The 25,194-nt window shown below is 43.7% G+C and carries 19 protein-coding genes and 3 pseudogenes; 14 read left to right on the forward strand and 8 right to left on the reverse strand.

The window, feature by feature from the left end; translation table 11 throughout:
- Positions 1-30: 30 nt before the first annotated feature.
- The 3 genes from NZD81_RS19390 to putP all read right to left on the reverse strand — a co-directional run bounded on the left by NZD81_RS19390 (position 31) and on the right by putP (position 3,805).
- Positions 31-1,410 (reverse strand): alkaline phosphatase, encoded by a 1,380-nt coding sequence (locus NZD81_RS19390; RefSeq protein ID WP_282374050.1) that lies wholly within the window; start codon positions 1,408-1,410, stop codon positions 31-33.
- Positions 1,411-1,521: 111 nt separating this feature from the next.
- Positions 1,522-2,220, reverse strand: coding sequence for an MgtC/SapB family protein (locus NZD81_RS19395; RefSeq protein ID WP_014663093.1), 699 nt, complete (start codon positions 2,218-2,220; stop codon positions 1,522-1,524).
- 106 nt (positions 2,221-2,326) lie between these two features.
- Positions 2,327-3,805: a sodium/proline symporter PutP gene (gene putP, locus NZD81_RS19400; RefSeq protein WP_014663094.1), complete on the reverse strand. Its 1,479-nt coding sequence runs from the start codon at positions 3,803-3,805 to the stop codon at positions 2,327-2,329.
- A gap of 413 nt (positions 3,806-4,218) precedes the next feature.
- Here putP and gatC point away from each other — a divergent pair, with 413 nt between their 5' ends.
- From gatC to gatB, 3 genes are read left to right on the forward strand one after another with little or no spacing between them, the layout of a single operon-like run.
- Complete coding sequence (gene gatC / locus NZD81_RS19405; protein ID WP_003219442.1) at positions 4,219-4,509, forward strand: Asp-tRNA(Asn)/Glu-tRNA(Gln) amidotransferase subunit GatC; 291 nt, start codon at positions 4,219-4,221, stop codon at positions 4,507-4,509.
- 15 nt (positions 4,510-4,524) lie between these two features.
- Entirely contained in the window at positions 4,525-5,982 is a 1,458-nt protein-coding gene (gene gatA / locus NZD81_RS19410) for an Asp-tRNA(Asn)/Glu-tRNA(Gln) amidotransferase subunit GatA (protein ID WP_003233901.1), read from the forward strand.
- A gap of 13 nt (positions 5,983-5,995) precedes the next feature.
- Positions 5,996-7,426 carry an Asp-tRNA(Asn)/Glu-tRNA(Gln) amidotransferase subunit GatB gene (gatB, locus tag NZD81_RS19415; protein WP_069149113.1) on the forward strand — a complete coding sequence of 477 codons (1,431 nt, stop codon included), beginning with the start codon at positions 5,996-5,998 and terminating at the stop codon, positions 7,424-7,426.
- Here gatB and NZD81_RS19420 read toward each other — a convergent pair.
- Positions 7,413-8,310, reverse strand: a pseudogene (locus tag NZD81_RS19420) (TetR/AcrR family transcriptional regulator). The gene gatB and the pseudogene NZD81_RS19420 sit on opposite strands and share 14 nt — an antisense overlap.
- Positions 8,311-8,442: 132 nt before the next feature.
- On the opposite strand from NZD81_RS19420, the gene srfP reads away from it, so the two are divergent.
- From srfP to NZD81_RS19440, 4 genes and pseudogenes are all read left to right on the forward strand, one after another.
- On the forward strand, positions 8,443-11,601 hold the full coding sequence (gene srfP, locus NZD81_RS19425; RefSeq protein ID WP_134975859.1) for a surfactin resistance protein SrfP: 3,159 nt from the start codon (positions 8,443-8,445) through the stop codon (positions 11,599-11,601).
- Between the two features lie 151 nt (positions 11,602-11,752).
- On the forward strand, positions 11,753-12,664 hold the full coding sequence (locus NZD81_RS19430; RefSeq protein ID WP_003233894.1) for a diacylglycerol kinase: 912 nt from the start codon (positions 11,753-11,755) through the stop codon (positions 12,662-12,664).
- 256 nt (positions 12,665-12,920) lie between these two features.
- A pseudogene (gene rlmD / locus NZD81_RS19435) lies at positions 12,921-14,303 on the forward strand (23S rRNA (uracil(1939)-C(5))-methyltransferase RlmD).
- A 102-nt stretch (positions 14,304-14,405) separates the two neighbouring features.
- On the forward strand, positions 14,406-15,569 hold the full coding sequence (locus NZD81_RS19440) for an MrcB family domain-containing protein (protein WP_187360243.1): 1,164 nt from the start codon (positions 14,406-14,408) through the stop codon (positions 15,567-15,569).
- A gap of 201 nt (positions 15,570-15,770) precedes the next feature.
- Here the strand turns inward: NZD81_RS19440 and NZD81_RS21225 are convergent.
- The 3 genes and pseudogenes from NZD81_RS21225 to NZD81_RS19455 form a co-directional block, all read right to left on the reverse strand.
- Positions 15,771-15,989: pseudogene (locus NZD81_RS21225) on the reverse strand (hypothetical protein).
- A 107-nt stretch (positions 15,990-16,096) separates the two neighbouring features.
- A complete protein-coding gene (locus NZD81_RS19445) occupies positions 16,097-16,480 on the reverse strand; it encodes an Imm50 family immunity protein (protein WP_148343786.1) in 384 nt (127 codons plus the stop codon).
- 15 nt (positions 16,481-16,495) lie between these two features.
- Positions 16,496-18,244 carry a T7SS effector LXG polymorphic toxin gene (locus tag NZD81_RS19455; RefSeq protein ID WP_345774686.1) on the reverse strand — a complete coding sequence of 583 codons (1,749 nt, stop codon included), beginning with the start codon at positions 18,242-18,244 and terminating at the stop codon, positions 16,496-16,498.
- Positions 18,245-18,456: 212 nt separating this feature from the next.
- Here NZD81_RS19455 and NZD81_RS19460 point away from each other — a divergent pair, with 212 nt between their 5' ends.
- Both NZD81_RS19460 and NZD81_RS19465 read left to right on the forward strand, forming a co-directional pair.
- Positions 18,457-19,473: a hypothetical protein gene (locus tag NZD81_RS19460; protein WP_282374052.1), complete on the forward strand. Its 1,017-nt coding sequence runs from the start codon at positions 18,457-18,459 to the stop codon at positions 19,471-19,473.
- Between the two features lie 108 nt (positions 19,474-19,581).
- Positions 19,582-20,742 (forward strand): lysozyme inhibitor LprI family protein, encoded by a 1,161-nt coding sequence (locus tag NZD81_RS19465; RefSeq protein WP_282374053.1) that lies wholly within the window; start codon positions 19,582-19,584, stop codon positions 20,740-20,742.
- A 44-nt stretch (positions 20,743-20,786) separates the two neighbouring features.
- Here the strand turns inward: NZD81_RS19465 and NZD81_RS19470 are convergent, their stop codons facing one another.
- Positions 20,787-21,485, reverse strand: coding sequence for a YetF domain-containing protein (locus NZD81_RS19470; protein WP_282374054.1), 699 nt, complete (start codon positions 21,483-21,485; stop codon positions 20,787-20,789).
- Positions 21,486-21,676: 191 nt separating this feature from the next.
- Between NZD81_RS19470 and rapH the strand changes: the two genes are divergently transcribed.
- The 5 genes from rapH (at position 21,677) to NZD81_RS19495 (ending at position 25,193) form a co-directional block, all read left to right on the forward strand.
- A complete protein-coding gene (gene rapH, locus NZD81_RS19475) occupies positions 21,677-22,807 on the forward strand; it encodes a response regulator aspartate phosphatase RapH (RefSeq protein WP_103750042.1) in 1,131 nt (376 codons plus the stop codon).
- Positions 22,797-22,970, forward strand: coding sequence for a phosphatase RapH inhibitor PhrH (gene phrH / locus NZD81_RS19480; protein ID WP_014663108.1), 174 nt, complete (start codon positions 22,797-22,799; stop codon positions 22,968-22,970). The genes rapH and phrH overlap by 11 nt, the downstream gene beginning before the upstream one ends.
- A gap of 158 nt (positions 22,971-23,128) precedes the next feature.
- Complete coding sequence (locus NZD81_RS19485) at positions 23,129-23,848, forward strand: YebC/PmpR family DNA-binding transcriptional regulator (RefSeq protein ID WP_003233863.1); 720 nt, start codon at positions 23,129-23,131, stop codon at positions 23,846-23,848.
- 137 nt (positions 23,849-23,985) lie between these two features.
- Positions 23,986-24,495, forward strand: coding sequence for a hypothetical protein (locus NZD81_RS19490; RefSeq protein WP_014663109.1), 510 nt, complete (start codon positions 23,986-23,988; stop codon positions 24,493-24,495).
- 113 nt (positions 24,496-24,608) lie between these two features.
- Positions 24,609-25,193, forward strand: a complete 585-nt coding sequence (locus NZD81_RS19495) for a TetR/AcrR family transcriptional regulator (RefSeq protein WP_014663110.1) — start codon at positions 24,609-24,611, stop codon at positions 25,191-25,193.
- Position 25,194 lies beyond the last annotated feature (1 nt).

Below are 25,194 nucleotides of genomic sequence, written 5' to 3' on the forward strand. Positions count from 1 at the left end.
CAAAAAACGCCGGCAGTGAGCCGGCGTTTTTTATTTTTGTTCAAAAATAGCAAAAATGTTTTTTGCCTGCTGCGTATTGTCGATAAGCCCCTTCCATTTTTCCTTTCCCGGACCGTAAGCATAAACCGGTACGTCTTCCCCGGTGTGGGCTAATGTCGTCCAGCCGGAAAAAGACCGTTTATCAAAAATCCATTGAATGCTTTTTTGGATCTCAGCTGTATTCGATTGTGAGGCTGCATTTTGAACCTGATTTATCTCGTTTTCCGTCAGCTTCATATCAACATAAGTGCTGAGCACCTTTTCGGCATCTTGGCCTTCAGCGATCTTTTCTGCCATATAGCCCGGCGTTTTTTTAGCGGCGATGATTGGGGAAGGGTCCCATTTATAGCCGGTCTCGCGCGTCATTCCCTCTGCGCCGTAAGAGAACCCGCCTGTAGAGTGATCAGCTGTAATAATAACCAGCGTTTCTTGATCTTTTTTCGCAAAATCCAGAGCAGTTTGAACGCCTTTCTCGAAATCTTCCATTTCGCTCAAAGCGCCCACCACGTCATTTTCATGGGCTGCATTGTCAATATTGCTTCCTTCCATAAGCATGAAAAAACCGTTTTCGTTCTTCTGTAACTGGGTGAGTGCCGCTTCCGTCATGTCTTTTAGAGAGGGTGTGCTGTTCTCTCTGTCAATCGCTTTATCTAATTCAACTTCTCCAAACAGTCCGAGCAGTTTTTCGTGCTGATTTTTTTTTAGGTCTTGCTTCGTGGTCACATAATGATAGCCGTCTTTTCGGAACTCTTCAGCAAGATTTCGGTCATTGCGAATGAAATATTTCGCTCCGCCTCCAAGTAAAACATCAACCTTATGAGATCCATTAATACGTTCATCATAGTATTGGTCAGCAATTTCAGTGTAGTTTTTCCGTGAGACGTTATGTACGCCGAAAGCAGCGGGAGTGGCATCGGTTAAGTCCGAAGTCACGACAATGCCGACGGATTTCTTTTTCTCTTTTGCAGCTTCAGTTACGCTTTTGAGCCGCTGATGATTGTTGTCTACAGCAATGGCGTCATTATATGTTTTCGTTCCGGTTGCCATGGCAGTTGCAGCCGCCGAGGAATCAGTGATATTGTCTCTGGGATCGTTAGGTTGCGTCATCTGCATGCCTGTTAAATAAGAGTCCCATGCTGTTTGAACGGGAGTGTTCAGCTTTTCGCTTTTTAATGTCCTATAGCTGTTAATCATCGGCATACCCATTCCGTCTCCGATGATTAGGATAATATTTTTAGGATTCTTGCTGCTGCTCTTGGATGATTGAGAATGAGGAGGGGATATGAATTCAGTTATGGCAAAAATACTTAAGAAAGCAGTCAAAATGAGGGTGACAGTTACTGTAAACCGTGATTTGGTAATGAGGAACATCTCCTTTTATTATATTTATTTACTAATATGTATTTTATTTGAAAATAATAGAGACTTCAATGTTTTTTTCGATGACAGCAAAAAGCCAATGGGATTCCGCCCCATTGGCTTTTATAATGTATCACACTTCACGCCGACTACGCCTTCAATGGCTTTAATGTCATAGTAGACATCAGTCGTGTATCTGTTTTTATGGACGCGGACCTTCACTTCCATAATTGGAAAGTCCTTTTCGCCCAGGTCGTCGATCCGGACGGAGTGTGTTTTGATATCTTTTCTTTTCATTTCTTTTAAAATCTCTGTCATTTTGTCCTTATCAGAAAGTGACATTCTGATGCGGATGTCTTTTTCCTGCAGGCGGTCGGGACCGATTTTTCTGACCGCCCATGGGAGAAATTCCACGCTGATCAGGATGAACAGAAGACTGGCAAACGCTTCTTTATAAAATCCGGCTCCCGTTGCCAGCCCGAGTCCCGCTGCACCCCAGATCATGGCCGATGTCGTCAGGCCGGAAATGACATCATTGCTTTTTCGCAGGATGACACCGGCTCCGATAAATCCGACGCCGGAGATGATTTGTGCCGGCAGACGCAGCGGATCCATCATGATGCGGTAGTATTTAGGGAAATGATATGCCGCATTAATACTGACGATCGTCAGCATGCATGAGCTGACGGCGATGACGATACAGGTTTTTAATCCGAGCGGCTTATTTTTTAATTCGCGTTCAAGCCCGATGACCATGCCAATCAATGTTGCAATGCCCAATTTTAATAAAATATCAGGATCAATATACCAGCTCAACAGCAAACTTCCCCCTTTTCTAAGGTGTTTTTAAATAAATATGATTTTCTCACAGTATTTATAGCAAAACAAGAGCACAAAAGCCACCAAGCTGCGCTTGATGGCTTATTGTTTACTTTTTGCGTTTTAACAGCTTTTCCATGACACCGAATAATCGGTAAGAGGCTTTTGCAGGACGTTTTGTGATCAAGCTTCCAATAATACCTGCAATCATACTCAAGAAAAATCCTGGAATCATTTCATAGATGCCTGTAGAGTCAGCTAAACCAGTTGTAATCCAAATTAATACTGTCGCAGCCCCAACAACCATGGCTGAAAGGGCGCCCCATTCAGTCATCCGTTTCCAATACAGGCTCAGCAGAATGGCAGGCCCAAAAGCAGAACCGAATCCGGCCCATGCATAACCAACCAAATCAAGAATCGTGCTGCTTGGATTCAAGGACATCAGAATCGCAATGACCGCGATAATCAATACTGACAGCCGGCCGGCCAAGACCAATTCTTTATCTGATGCTTCACGTCTGAAAAATGTCCGGTATAAGTCTTCTGTCATTGCGCTTGCTGTTACCAAGAGCTGAGAAGAGATCGAACTCATAATGGCTGCTAAAATAGCAGACAGCAAAAATCCAGTAATCAATGGATGGAACAATATTTTAGAAAAAATAATGAAAATTGTTTCAGGATCACTTACAGCAACTCCGAATTTATGGGCGTAAGCCACACCGACTAAACCCGTTACGGTTGAACCAAGAATGGAGATAATCATCCAGCTCATACCGATTCTGCGCGCAGGTTTTAAATCCTTGATATGCTTAATCGCCATAAAACGGACGATGATATGAGGCTGACCATAGTAGCCTAAGCCCCAAGCCAAATAAGAAATAATGCTAATGACGCTCGCGCCTTTAAAAATATCCAATAGCTTTGGGTTTACAGCTGTAATCTCATGTAAAGCAGGAGAAACGCCGCCCAGCTGGGTAAAAGCAACGATCGGCACAAGCACTAGTGCTGCAAACATGATCGCACCCTGTACAAAGTCAGTCAGACTGACAGCAAGGAAACCGCCAAACAGTGTATATAACACGACAACGCCTGCAGTCAGCAGGAGTCCAAGTGTATAATCGGCTCCAAAAGCAGATTCAAATAATCTTCCGCCTGATACCATACCTGAAGAAGTATACAGTGTGAAAAAGATCATAATGATTAAAGCTGATACAATTTTCAGCACTGACGAAGAATGCTGGAATCGTTTATCAAAAAAATCGGGAATCGTAATCGCGTCATCCGCCGCTTCCGTATACGCTCTAAGACGTGGAGCCAAAAGAAGATAGTTCGAATACGCGCCGATTGTCAAACCGAGTGCTAGCCATAGTGTCGACAAGCCTGTCGCAAACATTGCCCCTGGAATTCCCATCAGCATCCATCCACTCATATCCGCCGCTCCGGCAGACAAAGCTGTGACAAACGGTCCGAGGCCTCTTCCTCCAAGCATGTAATCGTTGATATCAGTTGTTTTCTTAAACGAGTACCAGCCGATTAACAGCATGGCAGTAAAGTAAATTCCTAAAGATATAATAATTTCAATACTCACGATTTACCCTCTCTTCATTTCTAATAATGTTGCATCACCTCTCAAATTGATGGTGCCAGTTAAGCAGCCTGGCGTAAGTGCGAAACAAAAGAAATTCTTTTAGGAGTGCACTTGGTAACTTAACCTAACAAAGTATTCCCGGCCATTCAAGCAATGAAACCTTGCTCATGAGCGGGAAATACCGCCGCAAACCTAGAAGGGAATAAAGAATAAAACGCTTTCGAAAAATAATAAAAGTAAAAATATTCAGAAAAATATTTCGTTTCTCCTTCGTCTCATTTTAGTATAAAATATATAGGGTATTGTTTCGAAAACACAGGCCTGTCTTAAGGCGTTTTGTTGCTTTAAAGGGCTTGTTTTTGATATGATCAGTATTATATGACTTAACGGAGAAATATGTGGAGGTGGATCATATGTCACGAATTTCAATAGAAGAAGTAAAGCACGTTGCGCACCTTGCACGACTTGCGATTACTGAAGAAGAAGCAAAGATGTTCACTGAACAGCTCGACAGCATCATTTCCTTTGCCGAGGAGCTGAATGAGGTCAACACAGACAATGTGGAGCCTACAACTCACGTGCTGAAAATGAAAAATGTCATGAGAGAAGATGAAGCGGGTAAAGGTCTTCCGGTTGAGGATGTCATGAAAAATGCGCCTGACCATAAAGACGGCTATATTCGTGTGCCATCAATTCTGGACTAAAGGAGGGACACAAGAATGTCATTGTTTGATCATAAAATCACAGAATTAAAACAGCTGATACATAAAAAAGAGATTAAGATTTCTGATCTGGTTGATGAATCTTATAAACGCATCCAAGCGGTTGATGATAAGGTACAAGCCTTTTTGGCATTAGATGAAGAAAGAGCGCGCGCATACGCGAAGGAGCTTGATGAGGCGGTTGACGGCCGTTCTGAGCATGGTCTTCTATTCGGTATGCCGATCGGCGTAAAAGATAATATCGTAACAAAAGGGCTGCGCACAACATGCTCCAGCAAAATTCTTGAAAACTTCGATCCGATCTACGACGCTACTGTCGTTCAGCGCCTTCAAGACGCTGAAGCAGTCACAATCGGAAAACTGAACATGGACGAATTCGCCATGGGATCATCTACCGAAAACTCAGCTTACAAGCTGACGAAAAACCCTTGGAACTTAGAAACAGTTCCCGGCGGTTCAAGCGGCGGTTCAGCGGCTGCGGTTGCTGCGGGAGAAGTTCCGTTTTCTCTTGGATCTGACACAGGCGGCTCCATCCGTCAGCCGGCATCTTTCTGCGGCGTTGTCGGATTAAAGCCAACATACGGACGTGTATCTCGTTACGGACTGGTCGCATTTGCGTCTTCATTAGACCAAATCGGTCCGATTACCCGTACGGTTGAGGATAACGCATTTTTGCTTCAAGCGATTTCCGGCGTAGACAAAATGGACTCCACGAGTGCCAATGTGGACGTGCCTGATTTTCTTTCTTCATTAACTGGCGACATCAAAGGACTGAAAATCGCCGTTCCGAAAGAATACCTTGGTGAAGGTGTCGGCAAAGAAGCGAGAGAATCTGTCCTGGCAGCCCTAAAAGTCCTTGAAGGCCTCGGCGCTACATGGGAAGAAGTGTCTCTTCCGCACAGTAAATACGCGCTTGCGACATATTACCTGCTGTCATCTTCTGAGGCATCAGCGAACCTTGCACGCTTTGACGGCATCCGCTACGGCTACCGCACAGACAACGCGGATAACCTGATCGACCTTTACAAGCAAACGCGCGCTGAAGGTTTCGGTAATGAAGTCAAACGCCGCATTATGCTAGGAACGTTCGCTTTAAGCTCAGGCTACTACGATGCGTACTACAAAAAAGCGCAAAAAGTGCGTACGTTGATTAAGAAAGATTTCGAAGACGTATTTGAGAAATATGATGTCATTGTCGGACCGACTACACCGACACCTGCGTTTAAAATCGGTGAAAACACGAAAGATCCGCTCACAATGTACGCAAACGATATCTTAACGATTCCGGTCAACCTTGCCGGCGTACCGGGAATCAGTGTGCCATGCGGATTAGCAGACGGACTTCCGCTCGGCCTGCAAATCATCGGAAAACACTTTGATGAAAGCACTGTATACCGTGTTGCCCATGCATTTGAACAAGCGACAGACCATCATAAAGCAAAACCTGAATTGTAAGGGGTGAAAAGAATTGAACTTTGAAACGGTAATCGGACTTGAAGTCCACGTTGAGTTAAAAACAAAATCAAAAATTTTCTCAAGTTCTCCAACGCCATTCGGCGCGGAGGCGAATACGCAGACAAGCGTCATTGACCTCGGATACCCGGGTGTCCTGCCTGTCCTGAACAAAGAAGCCGTTGAATTCGCAATGAAAGCCGCTATGGCGCTTAACTGTGAGATCGCAACGGATACGAAGTTCGACCGCAAAAACTATTTCTATCCTGACAACCCGAAAGCGTATCAGATTTCTCAATTTGATAAGCCGATCGGCGAAAACGGCTGGATCGAAATTGAAGTCGGCGGAAAAACAAAACGCATCGGCATCACGCGTCTTCACCTTGAAGAGGATGCCGGAAAACTGACGCATACAGGCGACGGCTATTCTCTTGTTGACTTTAACCGCCAGGGAACGCCGCTTGTTGAGATCGTATCTGAGCCGGATATCCGCACGCCGGAAGAAGCGTACGCGTATCTTGAAAAGCTGAAATCCATCATCCAATATACAGGCGTTTCCGACTGTAAAATGGAAGAAGGCTCACTTCGCTGTGATGCCAATATCTCTCTTCGTCCGATCGGCCAAGAGGAATTCGGCACAAAAACAGAATTGAAAAACTTGAACTCCTTTGCGTTTGTTCAAAAAGGCCTTGAGCATGAAGAAAAACGCCAAGAGCAGGTTCTTCTTTCCGGCGGCGTCATCCAGCAGGAAACGCGCCGTTATGATGAAGCAACGAAGAAAACCATTCTCATGCGTGTCAAAGAGGGATCTGACGACTATCGTTACTTCCCAGAGCCAGACCTTGTCGAGCTCTACATTGATGATGAATGGAAGGAACGCGTAAAAGCAACCATTCCTGAGCTTCCGGATGAGCGCCGCAAGCGTTATATCGAAGAGCTTGGCTTGCCTGCATATGACGCGATGGTTCTGACGCTGACAAAAGAAATGGCTGATTTCTTCGAAGAAACCGTTCAAAAAGGCGCTGAAGCCAAACAAGCGTCTAACTGGCTGATGGGTGAAGTGTCAGCTTACCTAAACGCTGAGCAAAAAGAGCTTGCCGACGTTGCCCTGACACCTGAAGGCCTTGCCGGCATGATCAAATTGATTGAAAAAGGCACCATTTCTTCTAAGATCGCGAAGAAAGTGTTTAAAGAATTGATTGAAAAAGGCGGCGACGCTGAGAAGATTGTAAAAGAGAAAGGCCTTGTTCAGATTTCTGACGAAGGCGTGCTTCTGAAGCTTGTAACAGAAGCGCTTGACAATAATCCTCAATCAATCGAAGACTTTAAAAACGGAAAAGACCGTGCGATCGGCTTCCTGGTCGGACAGATTATGAAAGCGTCCAAAGGACAAGCCAACCCGCCGATGGTCAACAAAATTCTGCTTGAAGAAATTAAAAAACGCTAATAAAAAAGCAGCCCTTAGAGGCTGCTTTTTTATGGTTAAATGGAGATAAAGACAGAGATCAGAGCCCGAAGTTTTTCAACTTCTTCGTTATTGGTTCCGGTCAAATTGGACAGCATGCCTTTTATAATCGGCTTGCGCGGTTTAGCCTGAGCCAGTTCTTCCTCGATCACATCGAGTGACACTGTGATATCCTCGGGCAGCGTGCTGTTTTCTTTCACTTTCTGAATGTCCTCAAGCAGCTGGTCTTTCCCCGCAGGCATCGGAGTGAAAATTTCTTTTGGCACGATCGGATTGAGGTTTGAACGGCTCAGCCCCTGTACAAGATCATCCAGTCTCTCGATGATAAAGGCTGAGATTTCCTCTGCACCGATATTAAGCTCACTGTTAAATACCATCACATTCATATAGGAATGCACAATGCCTCTTGCCATGATAGACAGATCCGCGACGTACCGCTCGATTCCTTCGCCATAGGATACCAGCAAGGCGTTCCGGTACAGCTTATCCGTCTCCATGGTTACTTTGTAAAAGTATTGCTTGATTTCTTGATTTTCCGGAATGATATTTTCGGTAAGTAAAAGAACAATAAAATCTTTATGATCGCGAAAATCTTCAAATTGAGCGCCAATTTGCTTTTTTAACACTTCCTTAGGCGGCTTTCCGGCGAGATCTTCTTCTATATCTTTCATTTTGGTCATAGACATACCGATGTAATATTCACAGGCAGATAACAGCAGCGCTTCTTTCGATTTGAAGTGCAAATAAAAAGCGCCCTTTGAAATGCCGCATTCACTGGCGATTTCCTGGATCGTCGTAGCTGCGAATCCTTTTTTCGCAAATAAACGAATGCTGGTTTTTATGATTTTCTCTTTTTTTTCATTCATGACGTGCCTTCCCCTTAATCCTTGAAAAATTTAGTAAAATTTTCTGGTATATGAGTTGACGTTGTTGCGTTATAACGTTTAGTATTATATAGAATGACCAGTCAGTCAATAAAAAATGTAATGGAGGATATGATGAATCACGTTATTAATTTCGTTCTGAAAAACAAATTCGCCGTATGGCTGATGACGATTATTGTAACGGCAGCCGGCTTGTATGCGGGTATGAATATGAAGCAAGAGTCTATTCCTGACGTGAACATGCCTTACTTGACGATCAGCACGACATATCCGGGTGCGACACCAAGCCAAGTGGCTGATGAAGTGACCAAACCGGTTGAACAAGCCGTTCAGAACTTGGACGGTGTCAGCGTTGTGACGTCGACGTCCTATGAAAACGCATCGTCGGTCATGATTGAATATGATTATGAGAAAGACATGGACAAAGCAAAAACAGAAGCGGCTGAAGCGTTAGAAAACGTCAGTCTGCCTGATGACGCGAAGGATCCGGAGATTTCACGCTACAGCTTGAACTCATTCCCGATTCTGACGCTGAGCGTGTCCAGTGATAAAGATAACCTGCAAGAGCTGACGAAAAAAGTGGAGGACAGCCTCGTTTCTAAGCTTGAAGGCATAGAAGGCGTTGCGTCCGTCCAAGTATCAGGCCAGCAGGTGGAAGAGGTTGAATTCTCTTTCAAAGAAGACAAACTGAAAGAATACGGCCTTGATGAAGATACTGTGAAGAAAGTGATTCAAGGTTCAGATGTGACAACTCCGCTTGGCTTGTACACATTCGGAAATGAAGAAAAATCTGTCGTCGTCAGCGGCGATATTGAAACAATTAAAGATTTGAAGAATATGAGAATTCCTACGGCATCTGCTTCAAGTGCAGGCAGCAGCGCAGCATCTCAAGCGGCGGCTCAAAGTGCACAAGCAGCTCAAAGTGCGCAAGCTGCAGCACAGGCACAGCAAAGCGCAAGCACAGCAGTGCCGACGGTCAAGCTTTCTGACATTGCTACAATTAAAGATGTGAAAAAAGCTGAATCCGTTTCACGCACAAATGGCAAAGACAGCATCGGCATCAACATCGTTAAAGCAAACGATGCGAATACCGTAGAGGTTGCCGACAATGTCAAAGCTGAGCTGAAGAAGTTCAAAGAAGACCATAAAGGCTTCAACTACAGCGCAACTCTCGACATGGCGGAGCCGATCACACAGTCAGTTGACACGATGTTAAGTAAAGCCATCTTCGGTGCTATTTTTGCGATTGTGATTATTCTCTTATTCTTAAGAGATATCAAATCTACATTAATTTCGGTAGTTTCAATTCCATTATCATTGCTGATCGCACTCCTTGTGCTGCAGCAGCTTGATATCACACTGAATATTATGACGCTCGGCGCAATGACCGTCGCCATCGGACGTGTCGTCGATGACTCCATCGTTGTGATCGAGAACATTTACCGCCGCATGAGACTCAAGGATGAGCCGCTCCGCGGAAAAGCCTTGGTTCGTGAAGCGACGAAGGAAATGTTTAAGCCGATCATGTCATCGACGATCGTGACCATCGCGGTATTCCTGCCGCTCGCACTTGTAGGCGGACAAATCGGTGAATTGTTTATTCCATTTGCCTTAACGATTGTTTTTGCGCTTGCCGCATCACTGTTGATTTCGATCACGCTTGTGCCGATGCTCGCACACAGCCTGTTCAAAAAATCATTAACCGGTGCGCCGATGAAAGCAAAAGAACACAAACCAGGCAGACTTGCAAACATCTATAAAAAAGTATTGAACTGGGCGCTGAGCCATAAATGGATCACGTCTATCATCGCTGTTCTAATGCTCCTTGGAAGCTTGTTCCTTGTACCGTTAATCGGTGCCAGCTACCTGCCGTCCGAGGAAGAAAAAACGATGCAGCTCACATACAGCCCAGAACCGGGTGAAACGAAAAAAGAAGCCGAAAAAGAAGCTGAAAAAGCGGAAAAAATCCTGCTTGACCGCAAGCATGTCGATACGGTTCAGTATTCATTAGGCTCTGGCAGCCCGCTTGCCGGAGGAGATTCTAACGGTGCGTTATTCTATATCAAATATGAAAGCGACACGCCTGACTTTGATAAAGAAAAAGACAACGTGCTGAAGGCCATCCAAAAGCAATCTGACCGCGGAGAATGGAAGTCACAGGACTTCAGCTCTTCAGGCAATAACAACGAATTAACATACTATGTGTATGGCGATTCTGAAAACGACATTAAAGACACAGTCAAAGACATTGAAAAAATCATGAAAGATGAAAAGGATCTGAAAAACGTAAATTCAGGCCTTTCCAGCACATATGATGAGTACACATTTGTCGCTGACCAAGAAAAATTAAGCAAGCTCGGTTTAACCGCGTCTCAAATTTCTCAAGCCTTAATGTCACAAACATCACAAGAACCGCTCACAACTGTGAAAAAAGACGGCAAAGAGCTTGATGTGAACATTAAGACAGAAAAAGACGAGTATAAGAGTGTGAAAGATTTAGAGAATAAAAAGATCACTTCCGCGACTGGCCAGGAAGTCAAAATCGGCGATGTGGCAAAAGTGAAAGAAGGATCAACATCAGATACCGTGTCAAAACGTGACGGAAAAGTCTATGCGGATGTCACAGGTGAGGTTACATCTGACAACGTCACAGCCGTATCAGCTGCTGTACAGAAGAAAATCGATAAGCTAGACCATCCTGATAACGTATCGATTGACACAGGCGGTGTATCCGCGGATATCGCTGATTCCTTCACGAAGCTCGGTTTAGCGATGCTGGCAGCAATAGCGATCGTTTACCTTGTGCTCGTGATTACCTTCGGCGGAGCATTAGCGCCATTTGCGATCCTGTTCTCATTGCCGTTCACAATCATCGGTGCCCTGGTTGGACTTTACGTATCAGGTGAAACGATCAGTCTGAACGCAATGATCGGTATGCTCATGCTGATCGGTATCGTTGTGACGAATGCGATTGTCTTAATTGACCGCGTGATTCATAAGGAAGCGGAAGGTCTGTCTACGAGAGAAGCGCTTCTGGAAGCCGGCTCTACACGACTCCGTCCGATCCTGATGACAGCCATTGCGACAATCGGCGCCTTGATTCCATTAGCGCTCGGCTTCGAAGGCGGAAGCCAGGTCATTTCAAAAGGACTCGGCGTCACGGTTATCGGCGGTTTAATCAGTTCAACGCTTCTGACGCTCTTGATCGTGCCAATCGTATATGAAGTATTGGCGAAGTTCCGCAAGAAAAAACCGGGAACGGAAGAAGAGTAAAAAAACAAAAAGCCTCAGCTCTGCTGGGGCTTTTGTGCGTTTTCACCTGTAAGATTATGTACATTTTGTTGCGATTTTTTTAACTCATAGTATAATTAAAGGTTGTTAGTGTAAAAATGGATCGGATACTCTTAAGTAGGATGATGAGATAATGAAACGTGCACGCATAATATACAATCCGACTTCAGGACGGGAGATCTTTAAAAAGCATCTTGCCCAGGTCCTGCAAAAATTTGAACAAGCCGGCTATGAAACCTCCACCCATGCCACGACATGCGCAGGAGACGCTACACACGCTGCCAAGGAAGCGGCATTGCGTGAGTTTGACCTGATCATTGCGGCAGGCGGAGACGGAACGATCAACGAGGTCGTCAATGGGCTTGCGCCTTTAGACAACCGTCCGACACTCGGTGTGATTCCAGTCGGCACAACAAACGACTTCGCCAGAGCGCTCGGCATTCCGCGAGAGGATATTTTAAAAGCGGCAGATACGGTCATTAATGGCGTTGCCCGCCCGATTGATATCGGACAGGTCAACGGCCAGTATTTTATCAATATCGCCGGAGGAGGCCGTCTGACGGAGCTGACGTACGACGTGCCAAGCAAACTGAAAACAATGCTAGGCCAGCTTGCTTATTATTTAAAAGGAATGGAAATGCTGCCTTCACTTCGTCCGACAGAAGTCGAGATTGAATATGACGGCAAGCTGTTTCAAGGTGAAATCATGCTGTTTTTGGTCACGCTGACAAACTCCGTCGGCGGGTTCGAAAAACTCGCGCCGGATTCTAGCCTGAATGACGGCATGTTTGATTTGATGATACTAAAGAAAGCAAACCTTGCTGAATTTATCAGGGTCGCCACGATGGCGCTTCGCGGCGAACACATCAACGACCAGCACATTATTTATACAAAAGCGAACCGCGTGAAAGTCAATGTATCAGAAAAGATGCAGCTGAACCTGGACGGCGAGTACGGCGGCATGCTGCCGGGCGAATTCGTGAATCTGTACCGACACATTCACGTCGTCATGCCGAAGGAGAAAGCGGAACAGCTGGATGACTAAAACTTGGCTTTGTAAGCCAAGCTCAGAGTTATGACAAAATCCTAAAACAGTTTTCGTTTTAGGATTTTGTCATCTTTTCAGCGTGATTGAAAACCTTTGAAGTCTAGGAAGGACGAGCATTGGAGCGGAGCGAATGTTGAATTCGTGAGCACCGAAGCACAGGACTGACAACGAATGCGAAGGTTTGCCTACACGCTGAAACTTGGCTTGAATAGGCCAAGTTTTTCTTTATGCTTAAAACAAGAGGTGAACATACATGAAAATGAAACCCCCAGTAGAAAAAAACGAATACTACGACGTGACATTTGAGGATTTGACCCACGAAGGAGCGGGCGTCGCAAAGGTTCAAGGATTCCCGATCTTTGTGCCGAATGCCCTGCCCGAGGAAAAAGCGCAAATCAAAGTGACACGCGTCAAAAAAGGTTTTGCTTTCGGACGCTTGATTGAGCTGAAGGAAGAAAGCCCGCACAGAACGGATGCCCCGTGCCCGATCTACAAGCAATGCGGCGGCTGCCAGCTTCAGCACATGACCTACGAAGGCCAGCTCTTGTTTAAACAGAAACAAGTCAAAGACGTCTTAGAACGCATCGGCAAGCTGGACCTTTCCAACGTGACCGTGCACCCGACACTCGGCATGGAAGACCCGTGGAACTACAGAAACAAAGCGCAGGTGCCGGTAGGAGAACGGGAAGGCGGACTCGTCGCCGGATTCTATCAGCAAAGAAGCCATGACATCATCGACATGAGCGCCTGCCTGATCCAGCAATCCAAAAACGACGAAGCAGTTCAAGCTGTCAAAGACATTTGCGCAAACTAGGGTGTCAAAGCCTACAACGAAGAACGCCACAAAGGCTGGCTCCGCCACATCATGGTCAGATACGGCGTTGTTACGGGCGAAATGATGATCGTTTTCATCACAAGAACAACCGATTTCCCGCATAAAGCGAAGATCATCGAAGACATCACAGCGCAATTCCCGCACGTCAAATCCATCGTGCAAAACATCAACCCAAACAAAACAAACGTCATTTTTGGCAACGAAACAAACGTAATCTGGGGCGAAGAATACATCTACGACCTTATCGGAGACGTCAAATTCGCCATCTCCGCCAGATCGTTCTACCAGGTCAACCCGGAGCAAACCAAAGTGCTCTATGACAAAGCGCTTGAGTACGCGGAGCTTCAAGGCGAAGAAACCGTCATTGACGCTTACTGCGGCATCGGAACGATTTCTCTCTTCCTGGCAAAGCAGGCGAAAAAAGTGTACGGCGTAGAAATTGTACCAGAGGCAATTGAGGATGCCAAACGCAACGCCGAGCTCAACGGCATCACAAACGCAGAGTTCGCGGTCGGTGAAGCGGAAACCGTCATTCCAAAGTGGTATGAAGAAGGCATTACAGCTGATACGCTAGTCGTCGACCCGCCAAGAAAAGGCTGCGACGAAGCCCTCCTGCGGACAATTGTGGAGATGAAACCGAAGCGAGTGGTGTACGTGTCCTGTAATCCTGGCACGCTTGCGAGAGACCTGCGGGTGCTTGAGGATGGCGGGTATGCGACGCGCGAAGTGCAGCCTGTGGATATGTTTCCGCATACGAATCATGTGGAGTGTGTGGCTGTGCTTGAAAGAAAAGATATATAAGAAATTTTTAAAAAATAAAAGCCTCCCAAGATCAGGAGAGGCTTTTTATATGATTACGTTGTTTTTTAGGTATCTCATTTATATACAGAGGTGTTTGAAATAATGGCTGAAGTTTTAGATGATTCGAATTTAACCATACAAGAAAAAATGATTAAAGTAATAACAGAATATCATAAAGCTAAAAGAGAGATGTTTAAAGACCATCCTATAGGGACACTTGTTCGTCATAAGATAAAAGAGTCTCTTTTTAAAGACGCTGAATTGGATCGAAAAATTTACCATATAGTAGGGTCGGTAGGACAAGGTAGATGGGCTGAGATCCCATGGATTTCTGTCTTTATTAAGAAATTAACAATTTCAGCCACAAGAGGATACTATATTGTATACTTGTTTAATGCAGATGGCAGTGGCTTTTACGTTAGTTTGAATCAAGGTTGGACATATTTTAAAGATAAATATGGAACAAAGCTAGGGAAGGATAAAATAAAAAAAACAGCTTCTATAATTAGAGGAAAATTAAATACTATACCTAAAAACATGAATCTTTTAAATATTGATTTAAAGGGCAATGGTGATCTTGCTAGAGGATATGAACTAGGACATATATGTGGACGATATTATGATGTGAGCTATTTACCCAGTAAGGAAGAATTCATAACTGATTTACAAAATTTGTTGATTACATATAAAGAAATAGAAGGCCTGATTGGAAAGAGGTCGATAGAACAGTTCAATGATTTCATTTTATTACAGGAAGACGGATTATACACGGAAGATACGAATAATGAAGAAGAATATCAGCTAGCAGTTCAGCATTTTATTATATCTGAGAGTGTAAAAAGGACATATGAAGTAAATCAAAAAAAAGTACGTCCAGAACCAATTTATAATAAAGGTGGACAAAAGCAATGGACAAGGAATGCAAGCCTAGCCTCTATGGCAATGATGCTTTCAAATTACACTTGCGAAATTGACGACTCTCATAAAACATTTATCTCTAAATCTACCAATAAGCCTTTTGTTGAGTGTCATCATCTTGTGCCTATAGCTAAGCAAGATGAATTCCAATATGACTTAGATCAACTAGAGAACATGGTAAGTTTATGTCCACTTTGTCATCGTCTTATACATTTAGGTAGAGATCAAGATATAGAAACACTTTTAAGAAAATTGTTTGATCAGCGTAAGGATCAATTGAAACGTATAGGTATAGAAATAACCTTTTCGGATCTTAAAGAGATCTACGGTTGTCAAATAAAAAGTTAGTGAAATCATTTATATTATATTCTGGAAGTATTAATCTTCTAATTATTGATTATAACAGGTCTATTACTGCAATCAATAGTTTTAAGGGCATTATTGACTCTCGGTAATACGATAGTAAGAACTGTTCATTTAGAAAAAGGCGGAGGAGTTATCGGATGTCTGTTCTTAAACTTTTCACCATCTTTTTAACAGCTTTTATGTTTACATAGGATTCATGTATTCGTTTGCTGATTCTAGATATGCTTTTGTCATGGTGCCTAATTTATTTTTTAATGAAGAAAACCCTTTCTTCGAATTGCTCCTCGGATGAATGTTGTATAAAGAATTTTGCCACTTCATATCTTTTTAATATGTTTTTCACTATAGAGATTGGATTTTTTTGTTAATTGTTTTTATTGCTGTAATTGTTAATAGAGTTATTTTATTAAATCATATCAAAAGTGGACGCTTTTTATTAAAACTATAAGCCCTCGATTAAGAGGGCTTACTAGTAGGTTGCTCTATAAACCAAATAAATTGAAATTTAATCAAATATTATTATGATATCCTCCCACAGATTGGACAAGTCCTGCAACAGCTTTTACTCTAGCCTCAACCGTGCCTGTTATGTTAACTTCGATTACATCTTCCTTCTTTTCAATCTCTATGTTTCCGCTGAAATTTCTGCTTAGTGACTTAATGCTAATTTCCTTTATTTCAAATAAGTCAATTTCAATAACGGTAGTGTTATAATTTAAAAGGCTCCATTTTTTTGGCGGATTATCAGCGTGTGATGGCATATCAAATTTAATGCTAACTTTGTCGCCTTCTTGAAGAATATTAATCTCTGCAATTCTAACATTTTTTAATTCAGGTACCTTGTTATATAAATTACAAATCGCTATGTTTTTGTCTAAAGCTTCATGCCACATATTAACACCTCATATTTATTTATTAAATTCGTAATGATCTTTTGTACCATCAATACTTCCAGTTCGGGGGTTATCGCTTGGTCTTACGTTAAAATGGGGGCCTTGTCCGCCTTTTTCATGGCCAGCACTGTGATCTTGAATAATAATTGTTTCACCTTTATTGTTTTTAAAGTAATATTCTCGCGTGTATATAACATTACCTTGTTTATCTTTTATCACATGTCCACCTTCATGGGCTGCAGTTCGCATTGGTTCTGTCTTTACATCAAATGGTTGCTGAACAACAGGAATTCCCGCGTCTCTTTTAGCTTCTTTAAAAGCACCTCTGCGTGCATTTGTAACGACTTTTATATTGGAGCTAACACTTGTGTTTTTTCCGCTATTGGACTGATATAGTACACTATTTTTCTCGGTTATATCTTTCAGAGGTTTTGTATCTAGTGTATTATGAATATCTTTAATTCGATTTAAATCACCCGCAAAAGCAAATTGAACTGATCCGTTAGAAAATGTGTCTCTAATCATTCTAGATGTAGTAACAAGTGCTTCATTGCCTTTTGTAATAGTTTTTTGAGCTGTGAGTTTTCCTAGCTTTCCAACTTTATCTATACCTTTAGTTCCAATAAGTGCTGTTACAACAGTGGCTAGGGAATAGGTGATCCAACGTGATCTTGACTCTGCGTCTCCGTTTATCATATCACGCTTCCATGAATCGGATAACGCTGCCCATATATTAACTCCCGTAAATGTAACTGTTGCAAGTTGTTGGGTGGGAGAGGAGTTTAAAAATTTGTACACACTGCTAATTGTCTCTGGTGCATTTAAAATCATATCCTTCACACCAAGAGCAGTGTCTTTTCCAAAGTCGTATAATCCCTCACCAATTCCTTTTAAAATTTTAGCATCCTGTTTAGCAGTTTCTAATTGTATCACATACTGTTGTTGATAAGGCTCAAGGTTCTCATACCCAATCTTCTTCGCAATTTCTAAATATTCATCAGGGTCAGATACACCATCCGCAAGCTTTTTCTTCAATTTTTCAATCTCGCGTTCCTTCGCTTCCTCTTTCTTAATCTTCAAATAAGCCTCAGTCCGCTTTTCAATGTCGCCTTTTTTCTTGTGTATGTCGCTCTCACGGTACGCCTTGGCGTTGTAGTGGATGGGTGTGGCGTTTTTACCTTTGCCCGTTGCTTCTTGGAGCTTTTGGAAGTCGGATTTGATGAATTGTTCGTTTGGTTCTGACAGGGCGTATTCTGTTTTCAGGTCTTCGTCCAAGGCGTCCAATTTTTCCAGTGTTTTTTTGCGTTTGTCATTGGCATCGGCCAGCTCGTCTTTGAAGGTTTCTGTTGAAAACAAGTCGAGCGGGAGGATGTCGTCGACATCGTTCAGGATGTCTTTCATCGCTTTTTTCTGTTCGGACATGATGGATTTTGATTTTTTATTGGCATTTGCCAGTTCGTGCTCCAGGAAGGATTCTTCGATGTATGCGTCTGAGAGGCCTTTGTCCTCGGCGGCTCCGGCGATGCTGTTGAAAAATGCGATTTTCATGTCGATGTAGTCGATCCATTGGTCGGTGACGCCGACGTGGTCGTGATAGAAGGCTTTGATGTTGCTGGCGCCTTTTCCTGAGAATTCACTGTCACTGAGATCAGCGACGCTTTTTAACGCTTTTCTCAAATTGACCATTTGCGTTCTTAGTTCTTTGTACTCTTTTGCACGGTCTGTCGCTTCCGAAAGCAGTGTTTTCGCTTCAAATACTTTCATGACCATTTCCCTTCTTTTGTTCGCTCAATATCAAAATTTTACCACGGAGCGGGATGAGGGTGGGGGTGAGAACGTGTTTTGGTGGAAAAATGAGTCATTTGGCATGTGTCTTTATTCGTGGAAGGATTGGCGGAAACATGGTCGAAATGATATTGATTGCTACACATTTTTTGGAAGTTTGTATTCTATATTGTTTTTTAAGGAGCATGTTGATGACGAAAAAACGGATTACATTTGGTTTATTAGTTTTAATGGTATGTGTCATGCTGTTTGTTCTGTATGTTCAGTTACGCAATAAAGACAGTATTCCTGTCCAATCTTCCGCCATCCACCCCGAAGAAGACCGCATCTTTTTTATTTACTCCAATCCTTTCATAAAAGAAAGCGTGCTGCTTTCAACCTCTACAGGCGAACACTTTAACAGGCGTACATTCAAGGTGGCGGATGTGCCCTATATTCAAACGAAATCTTATGCATCAACAGACCTTGTTTTATTAGCGGAGCACGAGCCTTTTTATTACACGCTGGAGAAGGATGCGATCAAAGAGCATCCTCTTTCAGATCCATTTGCGTTTTGGCATGAGGGGAAGGATGTCTCGGTTAAGGCCTATAATGTTGATACGACGGGGAATGAGATCCACATAAATGATAAAAAAATGAAGAAGGAATATAACCTTACCTTGCCTTCGCTTGTCACAATGGGGGCCAGTGATGAGAACTTTATTTATATCATTCAAAGTATGGCTATTTACGTGATTGACAGAAAAACAGAGGAAATGATTGAGACTCTGAGTTTAGCTTCATACGCTGATCAATTCGCAGATTCGGAGGAATTTATTGTCGCAAGCTCGGAGCATGAATTGACTGTGATTGAAAAAGGGACATGGAAGACGACATATATTGCGTATCCTGAAGATCTTGAATATGCAGATACTGTGTATTATGACAAAGAAAGCGGCAGTTTTTACGTGGCGTACGAGGACAAAGAGGGTGGAGCGAACTTGCTGGAATATGGGGAGGATTTTTCTTTTCACACATACAGCTTGAAGTTTCCTTATATGGAGGCGAAGTTTAAGGGGAATCTATTGTATATAGTCGCCCAGGAAGAGCATAAAAAGGGCATTGGCGGGTATGTGGGTGTGTTTGATATCCATTCTAAGAAGATGCTTTATCAGTTTGATTTGCCTGAGGAACAGGTGAAGGTGCAGGATTTTGTTGTGATTGAGTAGGCTCATTTCAGTCTCTTTCTGCTTCTGTAAAAATGAAATGTACAAAGCGACAAAAGACCTATAAAATAAGAAAGCTACCATGAGAGAGCAGAAGGGTGAGAAGAGACAATGAGTTATAAATTGGGTGCGCTGCTTTTATCTGTTTTATTCCTATTATCGGCGTGTTCTGATAGCGGAGCTTCTGATAAGGATCAGGAAAAGCAAGCTGTGAAGAAGGCGAGCGTTGCGAAGATGACGGAGCAGGAAGTAAAATCAGCTTTGAAAAACGATATTGATGCGATCTTCAATGCATTTGATAAAGCGGGAACAGAAAACGGCTGGAGCACGGCAAACAAGGCGGATTTCAGCAAGCTGCGGCCAAGTGTGCTGCCTTATGCAACAGAAACGTTTGCAGATCAGACCTTAAAGGATTTGGCCGGAGAGTACTTTTGCGAGTGTGATGCTCCTTTTCAACCGGGCACTGATTTCGATGTGCGTTTTACATATAAACAGAACAAGAATAAGATAGAGGCTTCATCAATAGATCCGGCAACAGAATTAAACAACATGGGCACATCATGGACGTTTGAATTGGTGAAGGAAGATGGCGATTGGAAGATCAACAAATGGGACAGCAAGTCGCTTCAAGGGGATGATATCAAGCTGACAAAAGAAGAAGCAAAAACGATTCTGTCGAGAAACGGTGAAACGGCGGAATTTGTGAAGTCCTATGAATCGAAGGCTGCCGGCGGAACAGCTTATCTTTTCAATGTAAAGAGTTCACATGGGGAAAGACAGGCGGCGATCAGCTCAAAGGATACCAGTCTGGTAAGTGATAATGAAAACGAGACTGAGGCTGCGGAGCAAGAGACAGCTCAGACGACTGCGGAAACCGCATCGCCTGATACAGCGGATACACAGCGCAGTGGGCAGACAACGGGAAGCACAAAAACAGATTATGTTGCGAAATTGTCTGCGGCAGAAAAGAAAGAAAAGCACAATGACTATCAAAGTGATTATCAGATGATTGAGGATTACGGTTATAATTATCAAATGTGGGACGGATTGCTGAACGAGATATACGGTGTGCTGCAAAATCAGCTTTCTGCTTCAGACATGGCGGCATTAAAAGGGAAACAGCGCCAATGGATAAAGGATAGGGATGCTGCGGCCCAGAAACGATATGATGAGGAGGGCGGCGGTTCATTATCCCGAGTCGTCCAAACGGAAGAGCTTGCCAAACAGACGAAAGAGCGCTGTTACGAGCTGGTGAATACGTATATGAAATAAGTGAAGGGCCTGTGCCGCAACAATGTTGCAGGCACAGGTCTTTTTTATTCAGGTAATGAATCCTCTTTTTGATCGATATACAGCGTGCCGTCTGTTTGAACTTCTGCATAAAATACTTCTTTAGGATTTTGGATGCCTGCCTCTTTTAGCCGATCCATCAGCCATTGCCTGTTCAGATGCAATTTTTTTAAATTGTCTTCTCTCACTTTTCCATCAGCTATGACTGAAGCGGAATGAGATACTTTCGCGTTTGCTGCTTGTACGTTCATATCCTTTTTTGTCACGCTTTGGTGTGCTTCCTTTTTCAACACAGATACAGTGCCGTCCGATTCGTAAATAGCATAATCCACTTCGGCAATTGAAAATATATATTTTTTGCGAAGCGAAGTTTGCAAAGTATCGATATCAATTCGGGCTTTTCTAAGCTCCTTCTCCATGATTTTCCCTTTTTTAATCAGAATGACAGGCTGTCCTACAACCGCATACCGAAAAGCGGGGAATGTAATATCCAGAAACCCGATGATGATTGTAAAAGCGCTCCACACCAACAAGGCGATGAATCCATTTCTCATACTGATTGTTGAGTCAATGGCAAGCGAGGCCCCGATCGTTCCAATGGATATGGCTGAAACAAAGTTAAAAAAGGTCATCTGGGAGATTTCTTTTCTGCCCATCAGTCTTGTTAACACCAGCAATGTGATAAAGGCGATGAAAAGTCTAATGATCAGTTGCGTGATTGGCATCGGCCATTCTCCTTTACATAGGATCTGTTCATAGTGTTCCCATGCTTTTGTTTTATTTTCATTAAAGGCTTTTGAAAAAGGGGTTTTGAATGCTTTTGCCAGGATGAAAAAGAAAATTCTTCCTTTCGTATTGTTTTCAAAATTTGGGATTGATAGAATATGACATATCTCACAGAGAAGGAGGGAAGCCGTTGAGTCAAGCCATACCGTCTTCGCGTGTTGGTGTTAAGATTAATGAATGGTATAAAATGATTCGCCAGTTCAGTGTTCCGGATGCTGAGGTTCTGAAAGCGGAGGTTGAGCAGGACATTCAGAAGATGGAAGAGGATCAGGATTTGCTGATCTATTATTCTCTGATGTGTTTTCGGCACCAGCTGATGCTGGATTATTTGGAGCCGGGACAACCTTACGGGAATCGCCCTACCGTGACAGAGCTTCTTGAAACGATTGAGACCCCTCAGAAAAAACTCACAGGCCTTTTGAAATACTACTCTTTGTTTTTCCGCGGCATGTATGAATTTGATCAAAAAGAATATGTTGAAGCAATCGGGTTTTATCGCGAGGCGGAGAAAGAACTGCCGGTTGTGTCTGATGAAATTGAGAAAGCGGAATTCCATTTTAAAGTGGCGGAAGCGTATTATCACATGAAGCAAACCCATGTGTCGATGCATCATATTCTTCAAGCCTTAGACATTTATCAAAACCATCCCTTATACAGCATTAGAACGATACAAAGCTTGTTTGTGATCGCCGGAAATTATGATGATTTCAAACACTATGGCAAAGCGCTCCCGCATTTAGAAGCGGCGCTGAAATTGGCAATGGACATTCAAAACGATCGGTTTATCGCCATTTCTCTATTGAACATCGCGAACAGCTATGACAGATCAGGAGACGATCAGATGGCTGTAGAACATTTCCAAAAAGCGGCGAAAGTGAGCAGAGAGAAAGTGCCTGATCTGCTTCCGAAAGTCTTGTTTGGGTTAAGCTGGACATTATGTAAAGCGGGCCAGACACAGAAAGCGTTTCATTTCATAGAAGAAGGGCTGAACCGTATCACAGCACGTTCTCACAAATGTTATAAAGAATTGTTTCTGTTCTTAGAGGCCGTGTACAAGGAGACTGTTGATGAACGCAAAATTCATGATCTTTTAAGCTATTTCGAAAAAAAGAACCTGCACGCGTACATTGAAGCATGTGCCCGGAGTGCTGCCGCTGTGTTTGAAAGCAGCTGTCACTTTGAACAAGCTGCTGCGTTTTATCGGAAAGTGCTGAAAGCTCAAGAAGATATTCTAAAAGGAGAGTGTTTATATGCCTATTAAGAAAAAAGTGATGATGTGTCTGGCTGTTACTCTAGTTTTCGGAAGCATGTCGTTTCCATTCTTGACAAACTCGGGCGGCGTTAAGGAATCAACAGATCGAAATACGACGTATATTGACCATTCCCCTTACAAACTCAGTGATCAGAAGAAAGCCCTTAGCTAGGGCTTTTTCTTGCTTTACGGAAGACGTTCGATTTTCCCACCGCGGCATTCCTTCTATTTCTAACGCAAGACACTCGAAACAACCAAACCATTTGAGGTATAATGGATAAAGTGAATAACAGCATTTAGATTGATATATATGAAAGAGAGTGGAACATCATGGGCCGTAAGTGGAACAATATTAAAGAGAAGAAGGCGTCTAAGGATGCGAATACGAGTCGGATTTATGCGAAGTTTGGCCGTGAGATTTACGTGGCGGCGAAGCAGGGCGAGCCTGATCCGGAATCTAACCAGGCGCTGAAGGTTGTGCTTGAGCGCGCGAAGACTTACAGCGTGCCGAAAAACATCATTGAACGGGCGATCGAGAAGGCGAAGGGCGGAGCGGAAGAGAATTACGATGAGCTTCGTTATGAGGGCTTCGGGCCGAACGGATCAATGATTATCGTTGATGCGCTGACGAATAATGTAAACCGTACGGCGCCGGAAGTGCGTGCGGCGTTCGGGAAAAACGGCGGAAACATGGGTGTGAGCGGATCTGTTGCTTACATGTTTGACGCGACGGCTGTTATTGGTGTGGAAGGCAAAACGGCTGACGAAGCGCTTGAAATTCTGATGGAAGCGGATGTCGATGTCCGTGACATTTTGGAAGAGGATGACAGTGTGATCGTCTATGCGGAGCCGGATCAATTCCATGCAGTGCAGGAGGCGTTTAAAAACGCGGGCGTTGAGGAATTTACAGTAGCGGAGCTGACAATGCTTGCGCAAAGCGAAGTCACGCTTCCGGATGATGCGAAGGAACAGTTTGAAAAACTGATTGATGCCTTAGAGGATTTGGAAGACGTTCAGCAGGTGTATCATAACGTTGATTTAGGCGAGTAAGGAGTGAGCAGGCTGTTATAGCCTGCTTTCTTTTTTTGTCCTAGAAATTGTTTTAGCTGTATGTAGGCGGCTGCCTATACGATCTGTAAGATATTCTCATACTCTGGACTGTAACCTAAGTGAAGGAGAGAGTGAATATGACTGATACTGATACAAGACAGATCTATGGCGGACCTGGTTTTGGCGCTTTTCCAGGCTACGGCATTGGCCGTCCGGGGTTTGGCATGTATGGAGGACTAGGCTATCCGGGCTATGGGATGTACGGAGGCTACCCAGGCTACGGCGGCATGTTTGGAGGTTACCCAGGTTATGGAATGTCTGGAGGCTACCCGGGCTACGGCATGTATGGGGGGTATCCAGGCTATGGCATGCATGGAGGAGTCGGCGGCTATCCGGGATATGGCGCGTATGGCGGCGGTTACCCAAGCGGCGGTTATGGAGGCTCTCCGGGAGCTGTAAGCTATCCGGGCATGCACCATGAAAACGATGGACATCATCACTATTATCACCATCACCATGATGGAAAAGATAATCTTCATCACCACCATCATCATGTTGGTAAGGATAATCACCACCATCATCATGATGGTCATTATGGCCACCATCACCACCATATGGGCCATTGGGGAAAAGACGGCTTTAAATAAAAAAGATGATGGTGAAAAGAGGACACTCTTGCAGATCAAGAGTGTTTTTTTTATTTTTTCTTGACTGTTCAGTCCAGAAAATGATAACATTTGTTTCAGGAGGTGATCGTTTTTTGGGGAGGAATAAAGAATTTGATACGGCGCTTGTTCTTCACAGGGCGATAGAGGTTTTCGGAGAGTATGGCTACGAAGGAACGTCTCTTCAGGAACTGCTTTCTCATTTAGGCATTGCCCGCCAGAGCTTGTATGATACGTATGGAACGAAACGTGATTTGTTTTTGTCCGCTGTGAAATCGTATCTTGAAGGAAAAAACACTGCCGTTATGGAAAGGCTTGAAGCGCCAGGATCTGTAATGGAAGCCATTCGTGAAATTTTTCAGGAGGGTGTCAATGCCCTGAGGGATCCGGAACGGGCGAAGGCGTGCTATATCATTAACAGCGCGATTGAACAGATTCCGCATGACCCTGAGCTTGCCCGGTATTTTGAAAGACAATCCAAGCAGCTTGAGGACGCTTTTTATCAGGCGCTTTTAAGGGCGAAGAATCAAGGAGAATTGAATGGCGAAGATCCTGATATATCTGCGCTTGCCCGGTACCTGAATCAAAGCAGGCTGTCACTGACATTTATTGCGAAAGTGACGGCAGATATGGATCGTCTTCAGGACCATGTTGACGTGAGTTTATCAGTGCTTGATTAAC

The organism is Bacillus sp. B.PNR1, from assembly GCF_030386235.1.
Taxonomy (GTDB): Bacteria; Bacillota; Bacilli; order Bacillales; family Bacillaceae; genus Bacillus; species Bacillus stercoris.